Origin of the sequence: Streptomyces sp. SCSIO ZS0520, from assembly GCF_025643355.1 — a bacterium.
Lineage (GTDB): Bacteria > Actinomycetota > Actinomycetes > Streptomycetales > Streptomycetaceae > Streptomyces > Streptomyces physcomitrii.
The window spans coordinates 6,539,936-6,557,893 of sequence record NZ_CP092644.1 but is presented as its reverse complement, the minus strand read 5'-3'; the positions used below and the strand labels follow the sequence as shown (position 1 = coordinate 6,557,893).

The 17,958-nt window shown below is 73.9% G+C and carries 14 protein-coding genes; 5 read left to right on the top strand and 9 right to left on the bottom strand.

What is annotated here, in order from left to right:
- The first annotated feature begins 177 nt into the window (after positions 1-177).
- Complete coding sequence (locus MID12_RS32515; RefSeq protein WP_411577008.1) at positions 178-1,173, top strand: RNA-binding S4 domain-containing protein; 996 nt, start codon at positions 178-180, stop codon at positions 1,171-1,173.
- Between the two features lie 214 nt (positions 1,174-1,387).
- Here MID12_RS32515 and MID12_RS26475 read toward each other — a convergent pair whose 3' ends face one another.
- Positions 1,388-2,068: a class I SAM-dependent methyltransferase gene (locus MID12_RS26475; RefSeq protein WP_263171202.1), complete on the bottom strand. Its 681-nt coding sequence runs from the start codon at positions 2,066-2,068 to the stop codon at positions 1,388-1,390.
- A 209-nt stretch (positions 2,069-2,277) separates the two neighbouring features.
- On the opposite strand from MID12_RS26475, the gene MID12_RS26470 reads away from it, so the two are divergent.
- Complete coding sequence (locus MID12_RS26470) at positions 2,278-2,538, top strand: DUF6343 family protein (protein WP_040254546.1); 261 nt, start codon at positions 2,278-2,280, stop codon at positions 2,536-2,538.
- Positions 2,539-2,649: 111 nt separating this feature from the next.
- Here MID12_RS26470 and MID12_RS26465 read toward each other — a convergent pair whose 3' ends face one another.
- The 3 genes from MID12_RS26465 to MID12_RS26455 all read right to left on the bottom strand — a co-directional run bounded on the left by MID12_RS26465 (position 2,650) and on the right by MID12_RS26455 (position 4,466).
- Positions 2,650-3,030, bottom strand: a complete 381-nt coding sequence (locus MID12_RS26465) for a tetratricopeptide repeat protein (RefSeq protein WP_040254545.1) — start codon at positions 3,028-3,030, stop codon at positions 2,650-2,652.
- Positions 3,031-3,190: 160 nt separating this feature from the next.
- Entirely contained in the window at positions 3,191-3,814 is a 624-nt protein-coding gene (gene coaE, locus MID12_RS26460) for a dephospho-CoA kinase (RefSeq protein WP_040254543.1), read from the bottom strand.
- Between the two features lie 49 nt (positions 3,815-3,863).
- Positions 3,864-4,466, bottom strand: a complete 603-nt coding sequence (locus MID12_RS26455) for a TetR/AcrR family transcriptional regulator (protein WP_263171196.1) — start codon at positions 4,464-4,466, stop codon at positions 3,864-3,866.
- A gap of 111 nt (positions 4,467-4,577) precedes the next feature.
- Here MID12_RS26455 and MID12_RS26450 point away from each other — a divergent pair, with 111 nt between their 5' ends.
- Positions 4,578-5,603: a DMT family transporter gene (locus tag MID12_RS26450; protein WP_263171192.1), complete on the top strand. Its 1,026-nt coding sequence runs from the start codon at positions 4,578-4,580 to the stop codon at positions 5,601-5,603.
- A 42-nt stretch (positions 5,604-5,645) separates the two neighbouring features.
- Here the strand turns inward: MID12_RS26450 and MID12_RS26445 are convergent, their stop codons facing one another.
- Positions 5,646-6,584: a proteasome assembly chaperone family protein gene (locus tag MID12_RS26445; protein WP_040254538.1), complete on the bottom strand. Its 939-nt coding sequence runs from the start codon at positions 6,582-6,584 to the stop codon at positions 5,646-5,648.
- A gap of 186 nt (positions 6,585-6,770) precedes the next feature.
- Complete coding sequence (rpsA, locus tag MID12_RS26440; protein ID WP_040254537.1) at positions 6,771-8,270, bottom strand: 30S ribosomal protein S1; 1,500 nt, start codon at positions 8,268-8,270, stop codon at positions 6,771-6,773.
- 288 nt (positions 8,271-8,558) lie between these two features.
- On the opposite strand from rpsA, the gene MID12_RS26435 reads away from it, so the two are divergent.
- A complete protein-coding gene (locus tag MID12_RS26435; protein ID WP_078845248.1) occupies positions 8,559-9,491 on the top strand; it encodes a class I SAM-dependent methyltransferase in 933 nt (310 codons plus the stop codon).
- Between the two features lie 162 nt (positions 9,492-9,653).
- Entirely contained in the window at positions 9,654-12,428 is a 2,775-nt protein-coding gene (locus MID12_RS26430; protein WP_263171188.1) for an ATP-dependent RNA helicase, read from the top strand.
- Between the two features lie 134 nt (positions 12,429-12,562).
- Here MID12_RS26430 and MID12_RS26425 read toward each other — a convergent pair whose 3' ends face one another.
- The 3 genes from MID12_RS26425 to polA form a co-directional block, all read right to left on the bottom strand.
- A complete protein-coding gene (locus MID12_RS26425; RefSeq protein ID WP_263171185.1) occupies positions 12,563-14,233 on the bottom strand; it encodes a lytic murein transglycosylase in 1,671 nt (556 codons plus the stop codon).
- A 315-nt stretch (positions 14,234-14,548) separates the two neighbouring features.
- The gene (locus MID12_RS26420; protein ID WP_263171184.1) at positions 14,549-14,974 is read right to left on the bottom strand and encodes a hypothetical protein; all 426 of its coding nucleotides are present in this window, start codon (positions 14,972-14,974) and stop codon (positions 14,549-14,551) included.
- A 194-nt stretch (positions 14,975-15,168) separates the two neighbouring features.
- Positions 15,169-17,901: a DNA polymerase I gene (gene polA / locus MID12_RS26415; protein ID WP_263171183.1), complete on the bottom strand. Its 2,733-nt coding sequence runs from the start codon at positions 17,899-17,901 to the stop codon at positions 15,169-15,171.
- Between the last annotated feature and the right edge of the window lie 57 nt (positions 17,902-17,958).

The window sequence follows — 17,958 nt, the reverse complement described above, 5'->3', positions numbered from 1 at the left end:
CCCTCCGGCGGTACGGGTGTTACGGGTATCGGCTGAGGCGGACGGCAGCGCGGTGCTGCGGAGGTGGGGGCGTGCGGGTGCGCGGGCCCTGGGGGCGTGCGGGCCTGCGGGCTGGCGTACGGGCGAGCGCGGGGAAATCCAGGAGTCCTGCCGGGGCCCAGCGGCTAGGGTCGCCCCATGACGCCGCATCCGTCGCAGAGCAACCCGGAGCCCGAACCGACCGACCCGGCTCCGGCTCCGGCTCCTGTCCAGGCTGAGGCCGAGGCCGGGACCCGAGCAGCGGCCCGCGCCGAGGACCGGGACCAGGCCGACGAGCCCGCGGAGGGCGGCCGGGACCAGGCTTCCGGCGCCGGTGGCGGCGCGGCCGGGGACAGGGCCAACGGCGGTGCCGGGCACGGCGGTTCGGTACGCGTGGACAGCTGGATCTGGTCCGTACGGCTGGTCAAGAGCAGGTCGCTGGCCGCGACCGCCTGCCGTGGCGGCCATGTCCGGGTCAACGGCGACCGGGTCAAGCCCTCCCAGGCCGTACGGGTGGGCGACGAGGTCCGGCTGCGCCATGCGGGCCGGGAGCGGATCGTCGTGGTCAGGCAGCTGCTGCGCAAGCGGGTCGGGGCGCCCGAGGCGGTGAAGTGCTATGTCGACAACAGCCCGCCGCCTCCGCCGCGCGAGGCCGTCGCCCCGGCCGGGATCCGGGACCGTGGCACCGGCCGCCCCACCAAGCGGGACCGCCGTGAAATGGAACGCCTGCGCGGAGCAGGCGGCTTCGCCACACCGCCCTCCCCCGTACCCCCTGGCTTCCAGGGCCCGAACCCCCTCGGCGGCGGCGCCGGAACCCGCTCGGCCGACGAGGCCACCACCGACGAGCAGCAAGCCACGACGGACGACGGCCCGGGCAGCGGGGACGCCCACCCGGACCGCACGGACGCACGCGAGAACCGAGCTGGACGCAAACGCCGGGACGGGCGCGACACCGAAGGCGAACAGGACGACAGAGGCGGACGGAACCGCAGCCGCGGACGGGACAGCGGAGACGGACGCGGCAGCAGAGGCGACCGGGGCAGCGGAGACGGACGCAGCAGCCGAAGCGGACGTGAGAGCAAGCGCGCCGGTGGCCGGAGCGGCGAACCCGAGCGCTCGCACCGCAGGCGCGGAGGCGGGCGTCCGGAGTCCTGACGTACGGCGCCGTCTCCCGTGAACCGGGCGGCGGAAACCGAACCCCGGGACAGACGAAACCGAACCCGGGGCGGACGGGAACCGAAACCCGGGCGGACGGAACCGACGCCAGGGCACCAGCCGGGCCAACGCCCCACAACACGAGGACTGCCCGACCCCGGCGCACGCCCCCGCCGCCTTGCTCTCCTCCTCGGTCGGGCGCTCCGCCCCCCTCTCAGTCCACCGCGACCACCCGTACCCAGATCCGGTCCTCGGTGAGGTACCGGTCGACGGCCAGCCCCTCCTCGGCGAGTGCCGACTCGAACTGCTCCCTGGTCAGCGGCCGGGCGCGGAAGGTCTGGCTCCAGGTGGCGTCGGGGAACTCGTACTCCGCGCGCACCGAGTGCACCCCGTCGCCGACCGGTTCCGAGGAGAGGATCCGTACGGTGAAGCCCTGCGGATCGACGCGTTCGCGCGGCAGGCGGGTGTGGTAGTCCTCGCCCTCCCGCTGGATCACCAGGACCCCACCCTTCGCGAGATGGCGGCGGCAGGTGGCGAGCAGGGCGCGCCGCACCGCGGCGTCCCCGGCGTGCACCAGGAAGGAGGCGAGCAGCACCGCCTCGAAGGTCTCGCCGAGGTCGAGCGACTCGATGGGACTGCACACCGTCCGCGCGCCGGTGACGCGGTCCAGCATCTGCTGCGACTCGTCGACGGCGGTGACGCGGAAGCCGCGGTCCAGGAGCGGGTGCGTGATCCGGCCCACCCCGCTGCCGAGTTCGAGGAGGTGTGCCCCGGCGGGTATCGCGGCGGCGACGATATCGGGTTCCTCCCCCACGGGCAGGCGGGCGTACAGCTCGACCGCGCAGCCGTCCGGGGTGATCGCGCCGGGCCCGGTGCCCTGATGTCCCTCTCTCATCCGTACGTCCATGCCCTCTCCAACGCCCGGCCGCCACCGAGCGTTCCCACCCGCACACACCTGGCGACCATCCGGCCTCGCCGGGTCCGGATCCGGGTCCGGGCCGCCGGGGATGATGTCTCCTCCCGCGCCCGGTGGTCGCACACTGGGGGAAGAGACGGGGGAAGGGAAGGTCGGCCGTCGGAGCAGGGAGGCAGGCGAGGCGCAGGATGCGTACCGGAAACGAGCCCCTCACCGCGCGCAGTCCGTTGCGGATGCGGTTCTGGCTCAGTCTGTGGGGCCTGCTGTGGGCGGTCGGCGGCACGCTCGCCTTCGCCTTCACCGGGCGGGTCGGCTGGGCGGTGGCCTGCGGAGTCTTCGGGATCGTCGTGGTGACCGATCTGATCATCGTGATCCGGCATATCCGCCAGGGCCCGCACTTCCAGCCGGGCCGCGACGTCCCCCCGTACGAACCGCCCCGCCGCCGCTGACCCCCGTACCGGCCGCACCCGGGTGGCTCACCGCACCCTGAACGCTCCCAGCGCCCTGGACACTCACCGCGCTCCGGTGGCTCAGGGCCCGCACCCGCTCACCCGGGAAGCTCAGGAGTCGAAGCGCGCGGCCTTCAGATACTGCGGACGCGGGTCGAGCGCCGCAGCCAGCCGGAAGTGCCGCAGGGCCTGCTCGGGCCGCCCGGCGCGCTCATAGGTGCGGGCGAGGGCGAAGTGCGCGAAGGCGTTGTCCGGCTCCCGCTCCAGGACGATGGTGAACTCCAGCTCGGCGGGGCGCAGTTGGGCCGCCGCGAAGAAGGCGCGGGCGCGCAGCAGCCGGGCGGCGGTGTTCTCCGGGTGGGCGGCGATCACCGGGTCGAGGAGTTTCACCGCGCCCCGGGGATCGCGCGCGGCGAGCAGCTGCTCGGCGGCGCGGAAGTCGATGACATGCGTCTCCGGCGTACGTCCTGCGGATCCACTGCTTTCGGGCACGGCGGAATTCCTTCCCTCGTCGGGGAGGTTCAACGCGCGCGACGGGGGAGGGTATTCCTGTCCGGGCGACTCGGCCGGTCGAGCCCGGGAGACTCGGCCGCCGCGGCGGCGGGCCGCGACCCTCGGGCGAACGGTCCTCCAGGCGTACGGTCCTCGGGCCTCAGGCGTCCGGACCGGCGGTGCTCTGCTCGTGGGCCCGCTTGGCCAGTTCGGCCCAGACCTCCTCGACCCGGGCGCGCAGTGCGGGCAGTTCGCCGTCGTTGTCGACGACGAGGTCGGCGATCTCGCGGCGCTGCTCCCGGGTGGCCTGCGCGGCCATCCGCGCGCGGGCGTCCTCCTCGCTCATCCCCCGCAGCGCCACCAGGCGTTCGAGCTGGGTCTCGGGCGAGGCGTCCACGACGACGACCAGGTCGTAGAGGGGGGCGAGGCCGTTCTCGGTGAGGAGCGGGACGTCGTGCACCACCACGGCGTCCGCGCCGGCGGCGCGCTGCAGCTCGGCGGAGCGGGCGCCCACCAGCGGGTGCACGATCGCGTTGAGGGCGGCGAGCTTCTCCGGGTCGGCGAAGACGATGCCGCCGAGCTTGGCGCGGTCCAGGCTGCCGTCGGCGGCGAGCACCTCCGCGCCGAAGGCCTCGGTCACGGCGGCGAGGCCGGGGGTGCCGGGCGCCACGACCTCGCGTGCGATCCGGTCCGAGTCGATCAGCACCGCACCGTGTCCGACGAGCAGCCGGGACACCTCGCTCTTGCCGGCGCCGATACCACCGGTCAGGCCCACTTTCAGCATGGACGCCAGCGTAGTACGGGCGGCTCCGACCGCTCGGCGGGCCCCGCGCTCAGCCGCCCGCGGTGTGGGCGTCGAGCAGCAACGCGGCCTGAGCGGCGGCGAGTTCGAGCGCCCCGGGGAAGACCTCCAGGCCGTGGGTGGCGAGGGCGCCCTCGTGCAGGAGCATGAGCGAGCGGGCCAGTCGCTCGGCGTCCGGCGCCCCGATCCCCTCGCCGAGGTGGCGGAAGCAGTCGAGCATCCACTGCTTCTGACCGGCGATGACGGCATGCGCCGGGTGCGCCGGATCGCCGACCTCGACATGGGCGTTGACCATGCTGCACCCTCGGCCGCTGTGTTCTCCGGCCCACCGCGCGGAGGCCGCGAAGACGGCAAGGACGCGCGCCCGGGGGTCGGGGCCCGCGGCCGCCAGCCGCTCCGCGAGGAAGGCGCGCCAGCGTTCGTCGCGGTCCGCGAGGTACTCCACGACGAGCTGGTCCTTGGAGCCGAACCGGTCGTAGATCGTCTTCTTGGTGACCCCGGCCTCGGCGGCGATGAGGTCCACCCCGACCGCGTGGATGCCGCGGGCGTAGAAGAGCCGGGCGGCGGCGTCCCGGACCCGCCTCGCCGCGGGGGTCATGGCGATGCGGTGCGGTGACCGTGCTTCGCTGTCCATGGCCCCAGGGTATACCGATCTGTATAGTGGGCGAGGTATACCGATCTGTTTACTCCACGAACGGCACGGCTTGCTCCACGAACCACACGGCCCCCGCGAGGTGACCCCGGCATGAAGCTGCTGATCTCGGCCGCGTTCGTCCTGTGCTGGAGCTCGGGCTTCATCGGCGCCAAGCTCGGCGCGGGCAGCGCGGCGACCCCCACCCTCCTCATGTGGCGCTTCCTGCCGCTGGCCCTGCTGCTGCTCACCGCCGCGGCCCTGCTCCGGGCGGCCCGGCGGCGCACCGCCGCCCGCGCGCTCGTGCCTCCCTCGGAGGCCCTACGGTCCTGGTCGCCCCGGAGCCTCGCCCGGCAGACGCTGATCGGGCTGCTCTCCCAGAGCGGCTATCTGCTGAGCGTCTACTACGCGATCCAGCTGGGCGTCTCCAGCGGCACCACCGCCCTGATCGACGGCACCCAGCCCCTGGTCGCGGGCGCCCTCGCCGGCCCGCTGCTCGGCCAGTACGTCACCCGGCGCCAGTGGCTCGGCCTCGGGCTCGGGGTGAGCGGGGTCCTGGTCGTCACCCTGGCGGACGCGGCGGACAGCCAGGGCGTGGACCGGTGGGCCTACCTCGTCCCGTTCGCCGGGATGCTGGCCCTGGTCGCGGCGACCTTCCTGCAGGGCAGCCGCGCCGCCCGGGCGCCCTCCCCGGTCGCGGCCCTGACCGTGCACGTCACCACCAGCGCCGTCGTCTTCAGCGCCCTCGCCCTCGTGACCGGCACCGCGGTCCCGCCCGCCGAGCCCCGGTTCTGGTGGGCCGTCGCCTGGCTGGTGGTCCTGTCGACCTTCGGCGGCTACGGCCTGTACTGGCTGATCCTGCGGCGCTCGGGCGTCACCCGGGTCAACACCCTGATGTTCCTCATGGCCCCGGTGACCGCGCTCTGGGGAGCCCTGATGTTCGGCGAGACCTTCGGCCCGGGGACCGTACTGGGCCTCGCGCTCGCCCTCGCCGCGGTCCGCGTGGTGCACCGCGGTGCGGCCGGCTCCATGAGCGACCCGGCGGCAGCGGAAACCCCGGCGGGCCGTGGGCACACCGGGGTTGTGGACGAGACGTACGAGGGGCGGGCCGCCCGGGGGCCGGGGAGCCGGACCCGCTGAGAAAGACCGCCAGGGCGCCGTGCGGGACGGTGAAGACCCCCCCTAGCTGTCGCCCTCGCGCTCGGCGAGGAAGCGCTCGAAGTCGCGGCCGATCTCGTCGGCGGAGGGGATGTCGGCGGGCTCGGCGAGCATATTGCCCCGGGTCTGGGAACCGGCCGCCGCGTCGTACTGGTGCTCAAGTCCCTCGACCAGGGCGACCAGTTCGCTGTCGCCCTGCTGGATCTGGCGGTCGATCTCCGTCTGGGTGCGATGGGCCTCGGTACGCAGGCTGTGCGCGACCCCCGGCAGCACCAGACCGGTCGCCGCGGTGATCGATTCGAGCACGGTCAGGGCGGCGTCCGGATACGGGGAGCGGGCGATGTAGTGCGGGACGTGCGCCGCGACCCCGAGGACATCGTGCCCCGCGTTCATCAGGCGGTACTCGACGAGCGCCTCCGCGCTGCCCGGCACCTGCGCCTCCTCGAAGGGGCTGCGGTGGCCGGGGACGAGGTCGGTCCGGCTGCCGTGCGGGGTCAGGCCCACCGGCCGGGTGTGCGGCACCCCCATGGGAATGCCGTGGTAGTTGACGCTCAGGCGGACACCCAGGCGCTCCACGATCTGCTGCACGGCGGCGGCGAACCGCTCCCACTCGACGTCCGGTTCGGGACCGGAGAGCAGCAGGAAGGGGGCGCCGGTGGCGTCCTGGAGCAGGCGCACGTCCAGGGTGGGCTCCTCGTAGGAGCCCCAGCGGTCCCGCTTGAAGGTCAGCAGCGGGCGGCGGGCGCGGTAGTCCACCAGCCGGTCGTGGTCGAAGCGGGCGACGACCTGCTGCGGCAGGGTGTCGAGGAGGTGCTCGTTGAGCTGCTCCCCCGTCTCACCGGCGTCGATGTAGCCGTCGAAGTGATAGAGCATGACCAGGCCCGCCGACTCCTGGGCGAGAGCCACGTCGACGACCGACAGGCCCTTGGGCTCCCATGCGAACAAACCCTGTGGATCAAGCACAGTGACCGCTCCTCCTCGTGTCTGTGAGGAGAACGCGGCCCGTGGGGCGATCATTCCCGGCCCCGCCGAATCCCGCCCCGGGCGCACCGATTCGGCCACTGCGCATCCGGGCCGCACACGCACCGCGGCCCGCACCCCCGGAAGGGTGCGGGCCGCGGTGACGGCTCGATCAGCCGCCGTGGGCGATCAGCTCTGGCCGCCGGCCAGCTTCTCGCGCAGAGCCGCCAGGGCCTCGTCCGACGCCAGGGCGCCGGAGTTGTCCGCGGGCTCCGAGGAGTACGAACCGCCGCCACCGGAGGCAGCCGGAGCTGCCGCGGTGTCGCCGCCCTCGGCGGCAGCGGCGGCGTCCGCCTCGCGGGACTTGATGACCTGCGCCTGGTGCTGCTCGAAGCGCTGCTGCGCCTCGGCGTACTGGCGCTCCCACTCCTCGCGCTGCTTCTCGTACCCCTCGAGCCAGTCGTTGGTCTCGGGGTCGAAGCCCTCGGGGTAGATGTAGTTGCCCTGGTCGTCGTACGAGGCGGCCATGCCGTACAGGGTCGGGTCGAACTCGACCACGGACGGGTCGGCACCGAAGGACTCGTTGGCCTGCTTCAGCGAGAGGCTGATGCGACGGCGCTCGAGGTCGATGTCGATGACCTTGACGAAGATCTCGTCGTTGACCTGGACGACCTGCTCCGGGATCTCCACGTGGCGCTCGGCCAGCTCGGAGATGTGGACCAGGCCCTCGATGCCCTCGTCGACGCGGACGAACGCACCGAACGGAACCAGCTTGGTGACCTTGCCGGGAACGACCTGGCCGATCTGGTGGGTCCGGGCGAACTGCTGCCACGGGTCTTCCTGCGTCGCCTTGAGCGAGAGGGAGACGCGCTCGCGGTCCATGTCGACGTCGAGGACCTCGACCGTGACCTCCTGGCCGACCTCGACGACCTCGGAGGGGTGGTCGATGTGCTTCCAGGACAGCTCGGAGACGTGGACCAGGCCGTCGACGCCACCGAGGTCCACGAACGCACCGAAGTTGACGATCGAGGAGACGACGCCGGAGCGGACCTGGCCCTTCTGCAGGGTGGTGAGGAAGGTCTGGCGCACCTCGGACTGGGTCTGCTCCAGCCAGGCGCGGCGGGACAGGACCACGTTGTTGCGGTTCTTGTCCAGCTCGATGATCTTCGCCTCGAGCTCCTTGCCCACGTAGGGCTGGAGGTCGCGGACACGGCGCATCTCGACGAGGGAGGCCGGCAGGAAGCCGCGGAGGCCGATGTCGAGGATGAGACCACCCTTGACGACCTCGATGACGGTACCGGTGACGATGCCGTCCTCTTCCTTGATCTTCTCGATGGTGCCCCAGGCACGCTCGTACTGGGCGCGCTTCTTCGAGAGGATCAGGCGGCCTTCCTTGTCCTCCTTCTGGAGAACAAGGGCCTCGATCTCGTCACCGACGGCGACGACCTCGTTGGGGTCGACGTCGTGCTTGATCGAGAGCTCTCGGCTCGGGATGACACCTTCGGTCTTGTAACCGATGTCGAGCAGGACCTCGTCCCGGTCGACCTTCACGATGACGCCGTCGACGATGTCGCCGTCGTTGAAGTACTTGATCGTCTCGTCGATCGCGGCGAGGAAGGCTTCCTCGTTACCGATGTCGTTGACCGCTACCTGCGGGGTGGTGGCGGTGGTCTCGGTGCTGCTCGTCATGTGGGAAAGGGCTCCGGTACGGACATTGAAGTCGTAGGTACTGCTACGCCGGAGCCCGTATCGCCCTGAAGAAGCCGGACAGCCTGGGAAGCGCGGTTTCCGGACCCTCCGGAGATCCGGAGAGGGGAAAGCGCCTCGACAACCGAGAGACATGCAACAGAGGCGAGCGCAGCCTGCTCGGTCCGAGGAGCGCAGGCTCGCAGCGCAACTTGTAGCATACGGGGGCAGCCGGGCAGGGTCAACGCACGAAGACGGACACCCGGGGCGGATCGCCGCATACCCGGCACAATTCCTGTTCACCGTGGCCACGCGCGCCCGGCGCGCGCCTTCCGCCACCGGTTCCGGCAGGGGGCCCGCGGCGGATCACCGGAGAATACGACGAGGGAGCCGATCATCCAAGAGCCCGGAACACCCCAGGAGCCGGAGGCGACCCGGCGCACGGCGGGGGTCACGGAGAGCAGCCGCGCCAACCGCGGCTGGTGGGACCGCAACGCCGACGAGTACCAGCGTGAGCACGGCACCTTCCTCGGCGACGACCGCTTCGTCTGGGGCCCCGAGGGCCTGGACGAGGTGGAGGCCGAACTCCTCGGCCCCGTCGAGGAGCTCAAGGACGCCCGGGTCCTGGAGATCGGCGCGGGCGCCGCCCAGTGCTCGCGCTGGCTGCGCGCCCAGGGCGCCCGCCCCGTCGCCCTGGACCTCTCGCACCGCCAGCTCCAGCACGCGCTGCGCATCGGCAGCGAGGACATCGGCCTGGTCCAGGCCGACGCGGGCGCGCTGCCCTTCGCCGACGCCTCCTTCGACCTGGCCTGCTCCGCCTACGGGGCGCTGCCCTTCGTCGCCGAACCGGTGCGGGTGCTGCGCGAGGTGCGCCGGGTGCTGCGCCCGGGCGGCCGGTTCGTCTTCTCGGTGACCCACCCGGTGCGCTGGGCCTTCCCCGACGAGCCGGGCCCCGAGGGCCTGACCGTCTCCGCCTCCTACTTCGACCGCACCCCGTACGTGGAGCAGGACGAGGAGGGCCGCGCCGTGTACGTCGAGCACCACCGCACCCTCGGCGACCGGATCCGCGACGTGGTCGGCGCCGGACTGCGCCTGGTGGACGTCGTCGAGCCGGAGTGGCCGCGCTGGAACACCCAGGAGTGGGGCGGCTGGTCCCCGCTGCGCGGCGCCCTCCTCCCGGGCACGGCGATCTTCGTCTGCGTACGGGACCCGGAGCGGGGCTGAGCCGCACGGCCCGGCCGGAAGGTGCCGCCTCCCCGGGGTGTCATGTTCCGTCCCGGGGCCGTCGTGTCCCGGTGAGGCGCCCGCGGGCGCCTCACCGGAAAGCCTGGCCGGGAGGAGCGCCCGTACGGAAACGGAAGACGCGCCGTCCGGGAGACTGGGCGGGTGATCCGCACCGATGACCTCGCCCGACTGCCCGTCGCCTCGGCCGTGCCCGCGCTGCGCGAGGCCTTGGAGGACCACGGCAGCGCGGTGCTCTGCGCGCCGCCCGGCACCGGCAAGACCACGCTCGTACCGCTGGAGTTGGCCGGTCTGCTCGGGGCCGGGCCCGCGCGCCGGGTCCTGGTCGCCGAGCCGCGCCGGATCGCCGCCCGGGCCGCCGCCCGCCGGATGGCCTGGCTGCTCGGCGAGCCGGTGGGCGGACGGGTCGGCTACACGGTGCGCGGCGAGCGCAGGGCGGGACCGGACACCGCGGTCGAGGTGGTGACCACCGGGGTGCTGCTCCAACGGCTGCAGCGGGACCAGGAGTTGGCGGGTGTCGAGGTGGTCGTCCTCGACGAGTGCCACGAACGGCATCTGGACGCCGATACGGTCGCCGCCTTCCTGCTCGACGTACAGGCGGCGCTGCGGCCCGAGTTGCGACTGCTCGCGGCCTCCGCGACGACGGACGCGGCGGGCTGGGCGCGGCTGCTCGGCGACGCCCCCGTGATCGAGGCGGCGGGCACGGCCCACCCGGTGGAGGTGGTGTGGGCTCCCCCGGCCCGCCCGGTGCGGCCGCCGCACGGGATGCGGGTCGATCCGGCGCTGCTCGCCCAGGTGGCCTCGGTCGTCCGGCGGGCGCTGCGCGAACGCCCCGGTGATCTGCTCTGCTTCCTGCCCGGGGTGGGCGAGATCGCCCGGGTGGCCGGGCAGTTGGGGGATCTCGGCGGGGTGGAGGTGCTCCAGGTGCACGGCCGGGCCCCGGCGGCCGTGCAGGACGCGGTGCTCGCGCCGGGCGAGGGCAGGCGGGTGGTGCTCGCCACGGCGGTCGCGGAGTCCAGCCTGACGGTGCCCGGGGTGCGGATCGTGGTCGACTCCGGGCTGGCCCGGGAGCCGCGGGTCGACCACGCGCGCGGGCTGAGCGCGCTCACCACGGTGCGTGCCTCGCAGGCGGCGGGGCGCCAGCGGGCGGGCCGCGCCGGGCGGCAGGGGCCGGGCTGGGTCTACCGCTGCTGGTCCGAGGCCGAGGACGTGCGGCTGCCGCGCTTCCCGGCGCCGGAGATCCGGCTCGCCGACCTCACCGCCTTCGCGCTCCAGGCCGCCTGCTGGGGCGACCCCACCGCCGCAGGCCTGGCTCTGCTGGACGCCCCGCCGCCGGGGGCGATGGCGGCGGCCCGCGAGGTGCTCACCGCCATCGGCGCAGTGGAGCCGGACACCGGCCGGGCCACCGGGCGCGGGGCGCGGATGGCGCGCCTCGGCCTGCACCCCCGGCTCGCCCGCGCCCTCCTGGACGCCGCCGGGCAGATCGGTGCCCGGCGCGCGGCGGAGGTGGTGGCCCTGCTCAGCGAGGAGCCGCCGCGGGAGTACGGCGACGACCTCGCGGCGGCCTGGCGCACCGCACGGCGCGGCAAGGACGCCTACGCCGGCCGCTGGGAGACCGAGGCACGGCGGCTCACCTCGGCACTGTCCTCGTCCGGCGGCGCCTCCGGCGCGGCTCCCTCGCGGGACCGCTCTGCGGGCACGCGCCACGAGCGGGAGGGCGCGTACGAAAGCGGTGCGGGTGGTGCGGGCGGGTACGGGAGCGGTCCGCACGAGGGCGGTCTGCGGGCGGGTGAAAGCGGTGCGGGTAGGGCGGGGGCGTACGGAAGCGGCCCGTACGAGGGTGGTCCGCGGGCGGGCGAAGGCGGTGCGGGTGGTGGCAAGTCCCGTACCGGTCACAGCGGTTCGGGTGGGGCGGCGGCCGGGGGCGAGCGGGTGGCAGGCGGGGACGAGCGGGTGGCGGGGCTGGTCGCCGCGCTGGCCTTTCCGGAGCGGCTCGCGCGGGAGCGGGGCGGCGGCACGTACCAGATGGTGTCGGGGACCCGGGCCGAGACCGCCGAGGGTTCGCCGCTGCGCGGTGCCCGGTGGCTGGCGGTCGCGGTCGCCGACCGGCCGGTGGGCGCGGGGCAGGCCCGGGTGCGGCTCGCCGCCGCGGTGGACGAGGAGGTGGCGCTGCGGGCGGCGGCGCCGCTGCGTACCGAGTCGGCGGAGGTGGTGTGGGAGGACGGGGAGGTGGCGGCCCGGGAGACGAGCCGTCTCGGCGCGGTGACGCTCCGGCAGCGCCCGTCGGCGCCGGGCCGGGTGGATCCGGAGCGGGTGCGCGCGGCGCTTCTGGAGGGGCTGCGGACCGAGGGGCTCGGCCTGCTGCACTGGACCCGGGAGTCGCGGCAGCTGCGCGAGCGGCTGGCCTTTCTGCACCGCAGGCGGGGCGCGCCCTGGCCCGAGGTCGGTGACGCGGCCCTCCTCGACCGGGCCGGCGACTGGCTGGAGCCGGAGTTGGGCCGGGCGCGCAGGGCCGCCGACCTCGGCCGGATCGACGCCGGCCAGGCCTTGCAGCGGCTGCTCCCGTGGGCGGGCGGTGAGGCCGCCCGGCTGGGCGAACTGGCGCCCGAGCGCTTTCAGGTGCCGAGCGGTTCCCGGGTCCGTATCGACTACGCGGATCCCGAACGCCCGGTGCTCGCGGTGAAGTTGCAGGAGATGTTCGGCCTGGCGGTCACGCCGGAGGTGGACGGGGTGCCGCTGGTGGTGGAGCTGCTCTCCCCGGCGGGCCGCCCGGCGGCGGTCACCGCCGACCTCGCCTCCTTCTGGCGGGAGGGCTATCAGGCGGTACGCGCCGAACTCCGCGGCCGCTACCCGCGCCACCCCTGGCCCGAGGACCCGTCGAGCGCGCCCGCGACCCGGCGTGCCAATCCGCGGCGCTGAGCCAGCCGGGCCGGGGTGGGGCGGGGTGAGGCGCCAAGGGCGTTGCCCCGCAAGGGAGTTGGGGGTGTCTACGACCGCCGCCCCGGGCCCGGTGGTACGTACGGGCGCGGGGCGGCGGTGGTGCGGTGCGCGGGTCAGGCGGCGGGCGCCTGCACGGTGAGCTTGACGGTCAGGGTGGCGCCGCCCTCGGTGGTGAGGCGGAGCAGGAAGTCGCCGGTGCTCTGGTCGCTGTAGAGCGGGTCCAGCGTCAGGAGGCCCTTGTCGTCGGTCTTCAGGTTCTTCAGGGTGCGGACCGGCTTGCCGTCGGCGTCCTTGAAGAAGGGGCCCTTGTCGTTCTCCTTCGGGTCGTTCTCCGCCTTGATCAGGGTGGCGGTGGTGGCGACTCCGGGTGCCGCGGCGCCCTTGAGGGTGGCCTTCAGCTTCACGCGCTGGGCGAAGGCGGCGTTCGGGGCGCAGGTCAGCGGGGCGTCGTCGGTGCGGACCAGGGCGTCCGCGGCGGGCGGCGGGGGCGCGGTGACGGTCGCGGTGTGGTCGACGGGGGCGAGGTCGCGGCCCTCGACGGTGGCGCGGACCGTGAAGGTGCCGTCCTTCTTCCCGGCGCGCAGCGCGGGCGCGAGGGCCTTGCCGTCGGCCCCGGTGGGGACGGTGACGCGCTTCAGTCCGTCGGGGAAACGGCTGTCGGTGTCCCCGATGATCTCGAAGCGGATCTTCGCCTTGGCGATCGGCTTGCCGTTCTTGCCCTCGGCGCGCACGGTGACCTGCTCGGCGAAGAGTTCGCCGGTCGCGGAGGTGAGGGTGCCGGTCCCGGCGTCCTCCAGGTGGAAGACGTTCTCGCTCGGGGTGGGCGTCTCCTCGCCGGGCTCCTCCGGGTCGCCGGGCTTGCCGGGCTCCTCGGGCTTTCCGGGCTTGTCCGGCTTGGAGGGGCCGGGGTCCGGGGTGGAGCCGCCGGGCTTGGAGGGGCCGGGCTTCGGCTTCGGGGTGTGCGGCGGGGTGCTGGGCAGGCCGCCGGTGCCGTCGGGGATCTCGTGGGTGCCCTTGCGGTAGAACTCCAGCCAGGACAGGACGGTGCGCAGGTACTCCTCGGAGCGGTTGTAGCCGAGGATCGCCGCGTGCAGGTCCTTCTCGTCGGCGAGGTCGCGGCCGCCCGCGCAGAGGTAACTGCCCGCGGCCAGGGCCGCGTCGTAGATGTTGTTGGGGTCCTTGCGCCCGTCGCCGTTGGCGTCCGCGCCCCAGTTCTCCCAGGTGGAGGGGATGAACTGCATGGGTCCGACGGCGCGGTCGTGGACCGTGTCGCCGTCGTAGAGGCCGCCGTCGGTGTCGGTGATCCGGGCGAAGCCGTTGCCGTCGAGGACCGGGCCGAGGATCGGGGTGAGCGTGGTGCCGGCGGCGTCGACGCGTCCGCCGCGGGCCTGCCCGGACTCCACCTTGCCGATGGCGGCGAGCAGTTGCCAGGGCAGATTGCAGCCGGGGCGGCTGCGGGCGAGGGCCGACTCGGCCTTCTTGTAGGCGTCGAGCACGGAGGCGGGGATGCCGGACTCGGTGGGCCGGGAGCCCTCGGGGTCCTTGGCGCCAGGCACCGGGGCCGGGCTCTCCAGGGGCGGAAGGTCGGTGTAGTAGGGCGAGTTGCCGCTGACCGAGGTGTCCTCGCCGGGCGGCGGGGTGTCCTCGGCGCCCGCGTGCCGGTCGCGCTCGGGCGCGCTGCTCAGGCCGGGGGCCTGGGAGGCGGACAGGGCGGCGACGACGACCGCGGCCACCGCCGCGGTACCCGCACCTCTGCGAAGCCTTGACCCGAAGAACGCCGACATCCTGCTCCCCTCCCGTGGACCTGCCTCACACCTGTGCTCCCCCGCACGGCGTCCACCCGACCCTACGCAACTTCGCCCGATCGGGCACCCATTGGCCGGGCTTTTCCTCCCCCTGGGGGCCCCAGCCCTCCCCGCGGCCGGTCAAGGGCGCAGGTCAGTAGGGTCTCCGGGCCGAACAGGGGTACCGCGCGGGGCACTTTACGCGAGGCCGCGCCCCGCGGAATCCACCCGCGGGGTGCGCGTGCCCCGTCGTACGGACGCGGCGGGGGCCGGACCGGTTCCGCGGGCCCGGGGAGGGATCCGCCCGGGCGGGGATCAGCTGGGGTGCGGTTCGCCGAGGGCGAGGCGGACGCTGCCGCCGGGGAGCCGGACGGTGACGGTCAGCACCCCCGCCTCGCGGCCGCCGAGCCGCCGGCGCAGGCTCTCGGCGCGGCGCATGACGGTGTCGACGAGCAGGGTGCGCAGGCCGAGGCCCGAGTCGCAGCGGATCTTGCCGGCGGTGGGGCAGACCGTCCGGCCGCGGCCCCGCCGCAGCGCCCGGCGCCCGAGGTCCCGGCTCCGGGAGGGCAGCGTCCGCAGGTCGCGGGAGAGCCGCGCGGCCGGTTGCGGATCGCGGGCCTCCTCGGTCGCGGTGCGCCGTTCGGCGCGGGTGTCGGCGGCGACCGCGGCGATCGGCACGAGCAGCGCCGAGAGCGCGGCGGCCACGAAGGAGCGGCGCGTACGCCGGGTGCAGGGACCCATGCCGCCCATCGTGGCCCCCGCCTCGCGGCGCGGGCCCCCGCTCGTGGCCCGTCCGGGTGAGCGCCGGTGGTGACCGCCCGCTCACCCGGGGGTGAAACCGCTGGTCACAGGCGCGTACGGCGCCTCTGACCGGGCCCGGCGGAGGCTCGCGGGCGGCCCGGCGGAGGGGCCCGGACGCGGGCTGGTGCGCGGGCTCAGTGCGCGGCCGACTCCCAGTCCGGGCCGACGCCCACCGAGACGTCGAGCGGGGCGCGCAGCCGGACGGCTCCGGCCATCTCCCGGCGCATGATCTCCTCGGCCTTCGCGCGCTCGCCGGGGGCGATCTCCAGCACGATTTCGTCGTGCACCTGGAGCAGCATCCGCGAGCTGAGCTGCGCCTCGGTCAGCGCCCGGTCGACGTTGAGCATGGCGATCTTGACGATGTCGGCGGCGGTGCCCTGGATCGGGGCGTTCAGCGCCATCCGCTCGGCGGCCTCCCGGCGCTGCCGGTTGTCGCTGTTGAGGTCGGGCAGATAGCGGCGGCGCCCGAAGAGGGTCTCCGTGTAGCCGGTGGCCCTGGCCTCGTCGACGACCCGGCGCAGGTAGTCGCGCACCCCGCCGAAGCGCTCGAAGTACGTCTCCATCAGCGCCCGCGCCTCGGCGGCCTCGATGTTCAGCTGCTGGGAGAGGCCGAAGGCGGAGAGTCCGTAGGCGAGTCCGTACGACATGGCCTTGATCTTGCGCCGCATCTCGGCGTCGACCGCGGAGCCCGCCACCGAGAACACCTGGGAGGCGACGGTGGTGTGCAGGTCCTCGCCGGAGGTGAAGGCCTCCAGCAGGCCCTCGTCCTCGGAGAGATGGGCCATGACGCGCAGCTCGATCTGGCTGTAGTCCGCGGTCATCAGGGCCTCGTACCCCTCGCCGACGACGAAGCCGCGGCGGATGGCGCGGCCCTCGTCGGTGCGCACCGGGATGTTCTGCAGATTGGGCTCGGTGGAGGAGAGGCGGCCGGTGGCGGCGACGGTCTGGTTGAAGGTGGTGTGGATCCGGGTGTCGGGGGCGATCGACTTGATCAGGCCCTCGACGGTGACGCGGAGCTTGGCCTGCTCGCGGTGGCGCAGCATGAGCACCGGCAGTTCGTGCTCGGTCTGGGCGGCGAGCCAGGCCAGCGCGTCCGCGTCGGTGGTGTAGCCGGTCTTGGTCTTCTTCGTCCTGGGCAGGGCGAGTTCGCCGAAGAGGACTTCCTGGAGCTGCTTGGGCGATCCGAGGTTGAACTCGTGGCCGACGGAGGCGTGCGCCTCCTTCACGGCCTGCTGGACGGCGCCCGCGAACATCTCCTCCATCGCTTCGAGATGGGTGCGGTCGGCGGCGATGCCATGCCGCTCCATGCGGGCCAGGAGGAGGGAGGTGGGGAGTTCGATGTCGCGCAGCAGATCGGCGGCGCCGACCTCCTGGAGCTTCTCGCCGAAGACCACGGAGAGGTCGAGCACCGCGCGGGCCTGCCACATCAGGGCGTCGGCCTGGGCCTGGTCCTCGGCGCCGAAGGCGAGCTGCCCGTCGGCGGCGGAGGCGGGCGCCAGCTCCCGGTGGAGGTACTCCATGGAGAGCGCGTCCAGGGCGAAGGAGCGCCGGCCCGGCTTGACGAGGTAGGCGGCGAGCGCGGTGTCGGTGGTGATGCCCTCGATGCGCCAGCCGTGCTCGGCGAAGACCCGCAGCGCGCCCTTGGCGTTGTGCAGCACCTTCGGCTTGGCCGGGTCGGCGAGCCAGTCGGCGAAGGCGCTCTCGTCGGCGGCGTCCAGCTCGGCCGGGTCGAACCAGGCGGCCGCTCCCCCGGCGGCGGCGAGGGCGACCTCGGCGACGTTCCCGCTGCCGAGTGCCCAGCTGTCGACGCTGGCGAGGCCGAGGACGGCCTTGCCGTGCTCGGCGAGCCAGGGGGCCAGCTCGCCCGCGGCGAGCACCGTGCCGTCGATCTCGACGCCCTCGGCCAGCTCCTCCTGCTCGCTCTCCTCGGCGCCCGGGTCGACGGCGAGCAGCCGCTCCCGCAGCGAGGGGTTGCGGATCTCCAGGGTGTCCAGGACCAGCGCCACCGCCTTGCGGTCGTAGGGCAGGCGCTCCAGGTCGGCGACGGTCTTCGGCAGCTCCACGTCCCGCACCATCTCGGTCAGGCGGCGGTTGAGCTTGACCGACTCCAGGTGGTCGCGGAAGTTCTGCCCGGCCTTGCCCTTGACCTCCTCGGCGCGCTCCACCAGCTCGGCGAAGGAGCCGAACTGCTTGATCCACTTCGCGGCGGTCTTCTCGCCGACGCCGGGGATGCCGGGCAGGTTGTCCGAGGGGTCGCCGCGCAGCGCGGCGAAGTCGGGGTACTGCTGCGGGGTGAGGCCGTACCGCTCCTCGACCTGGGCGGGGGTGTACCGGGTCAGCTCGGAGACGCCCTTGGTCGGGTAGAGCACCGTGACGTGCTCGCTGACCAGCTGGAAGGAATCCCGGTCGCCGGTCACGATGAGGACCTCGTACCCGGCGGCCTCGGCCTGGGTGGCGAGGGTGGCGATGACGTCGTCGGCCTCGAAGCCGTCGACGGCGAAGCGCTCGGCGTGCATCGCGTCGAGCAGTTCGCCGATCAGCTCGACCTGGCCCTTGAACTCGTCCGGGGTGGTGGAGCGGTTGGCCTTGTACTCGCTGAACTCCGCCGACCGCCAGGTCTTGCGCGAGACGTCGAAGGCGACGGCGAAGTGCGTGGGCGTCTCGTCGCGCAGCGTGTTCGCGAGCATCGACGCGAAGCCGTAGATCGCGTTCGTCGGCTGCCCGGTCTGGGTGGTGAAGTTCTCCGCGGGCAGCGCGAAGAACGCCCGGTACGCCAGCGAATGCCCGTCCATGAGCATCAGCCTCGGCCGGGCCTCCGCGCCCTGGTTCTCGGTCTGCTCGGTCTTCTTCGATGCTGTCTTGGCCACGCTCCGATCCTGCCACGCCCCACTGACAGCCGGTGCCACCCGCGGTGCGCGACCCCT

Excerpts from the sequence above, each read along its gene's own strand:
- MID12_RS32515 (WP_411577008.1), top strand. The coding sequence starts at position 178 with ATGACGCCGCATCCGTCGCAGAGCAACCCGGAGCCCGAACCGACCGAC.
- MID12_RS26475 (WP_263171202.1), bottom strand. The coding sequence starts at position 2,068 with ATGAGAGAGGGACATCAGGGCACCGGGCCCGGCGCGATCACCCCGGAC.
- MID12_RS26470 (WP_040254546.1), top strand. The coding sequence starts at position 2,278 with ATGCGTACCGGAAACGAGCCCCTCACCGCGCGCAGTCCGTTGCGGATG.
- coaE (WP_040254543.1), bottom strand. The coding sequence starts at position 3,814 with ATGCTGAAAGTGGGCCTGACCGGTGGTATCGGCGCCGGCAAGAGCGAG.
- MID12_RS26455 (WP_263171196.1), bottom strand. The coding sequence starts at position 4,466 with ATGGACAGCGAAGCACGGTCACCGCACCGCATCGCCATGACCCCCGCG.
- MID12_RS26450 (WP_263171192.1), top strand. The coding sequence starts at position 4,578 with ATGAAGCTGCTGATCTCGGCCGCGTTCGTCCTGTGCTGGAGCTCGGGC.
- rpsA (WP_040254537.1), bottom strand. The coding sequence starts at position 8,270 with ATGACGAGCAGCACCGAGACCACCGCCACCACCCCGCAGGTAGCGGTC.
- MID12_RS26425 (WP_263171185.1), bottom strand. The coding sequence starts at position 14,233 with ATGTCGGCGTTCTTCGGGTCAAGGCTTCGCAGAGGTGCGGGTACCGCG.
- MID12_RS26420 (WP_263171184.1), bottom strand. The coding sequence starts at position 14,974 with ATGGGTCCCTGCACCCGGCGTACGCGCCGCTCCTTCGTGGCCGCCGCG.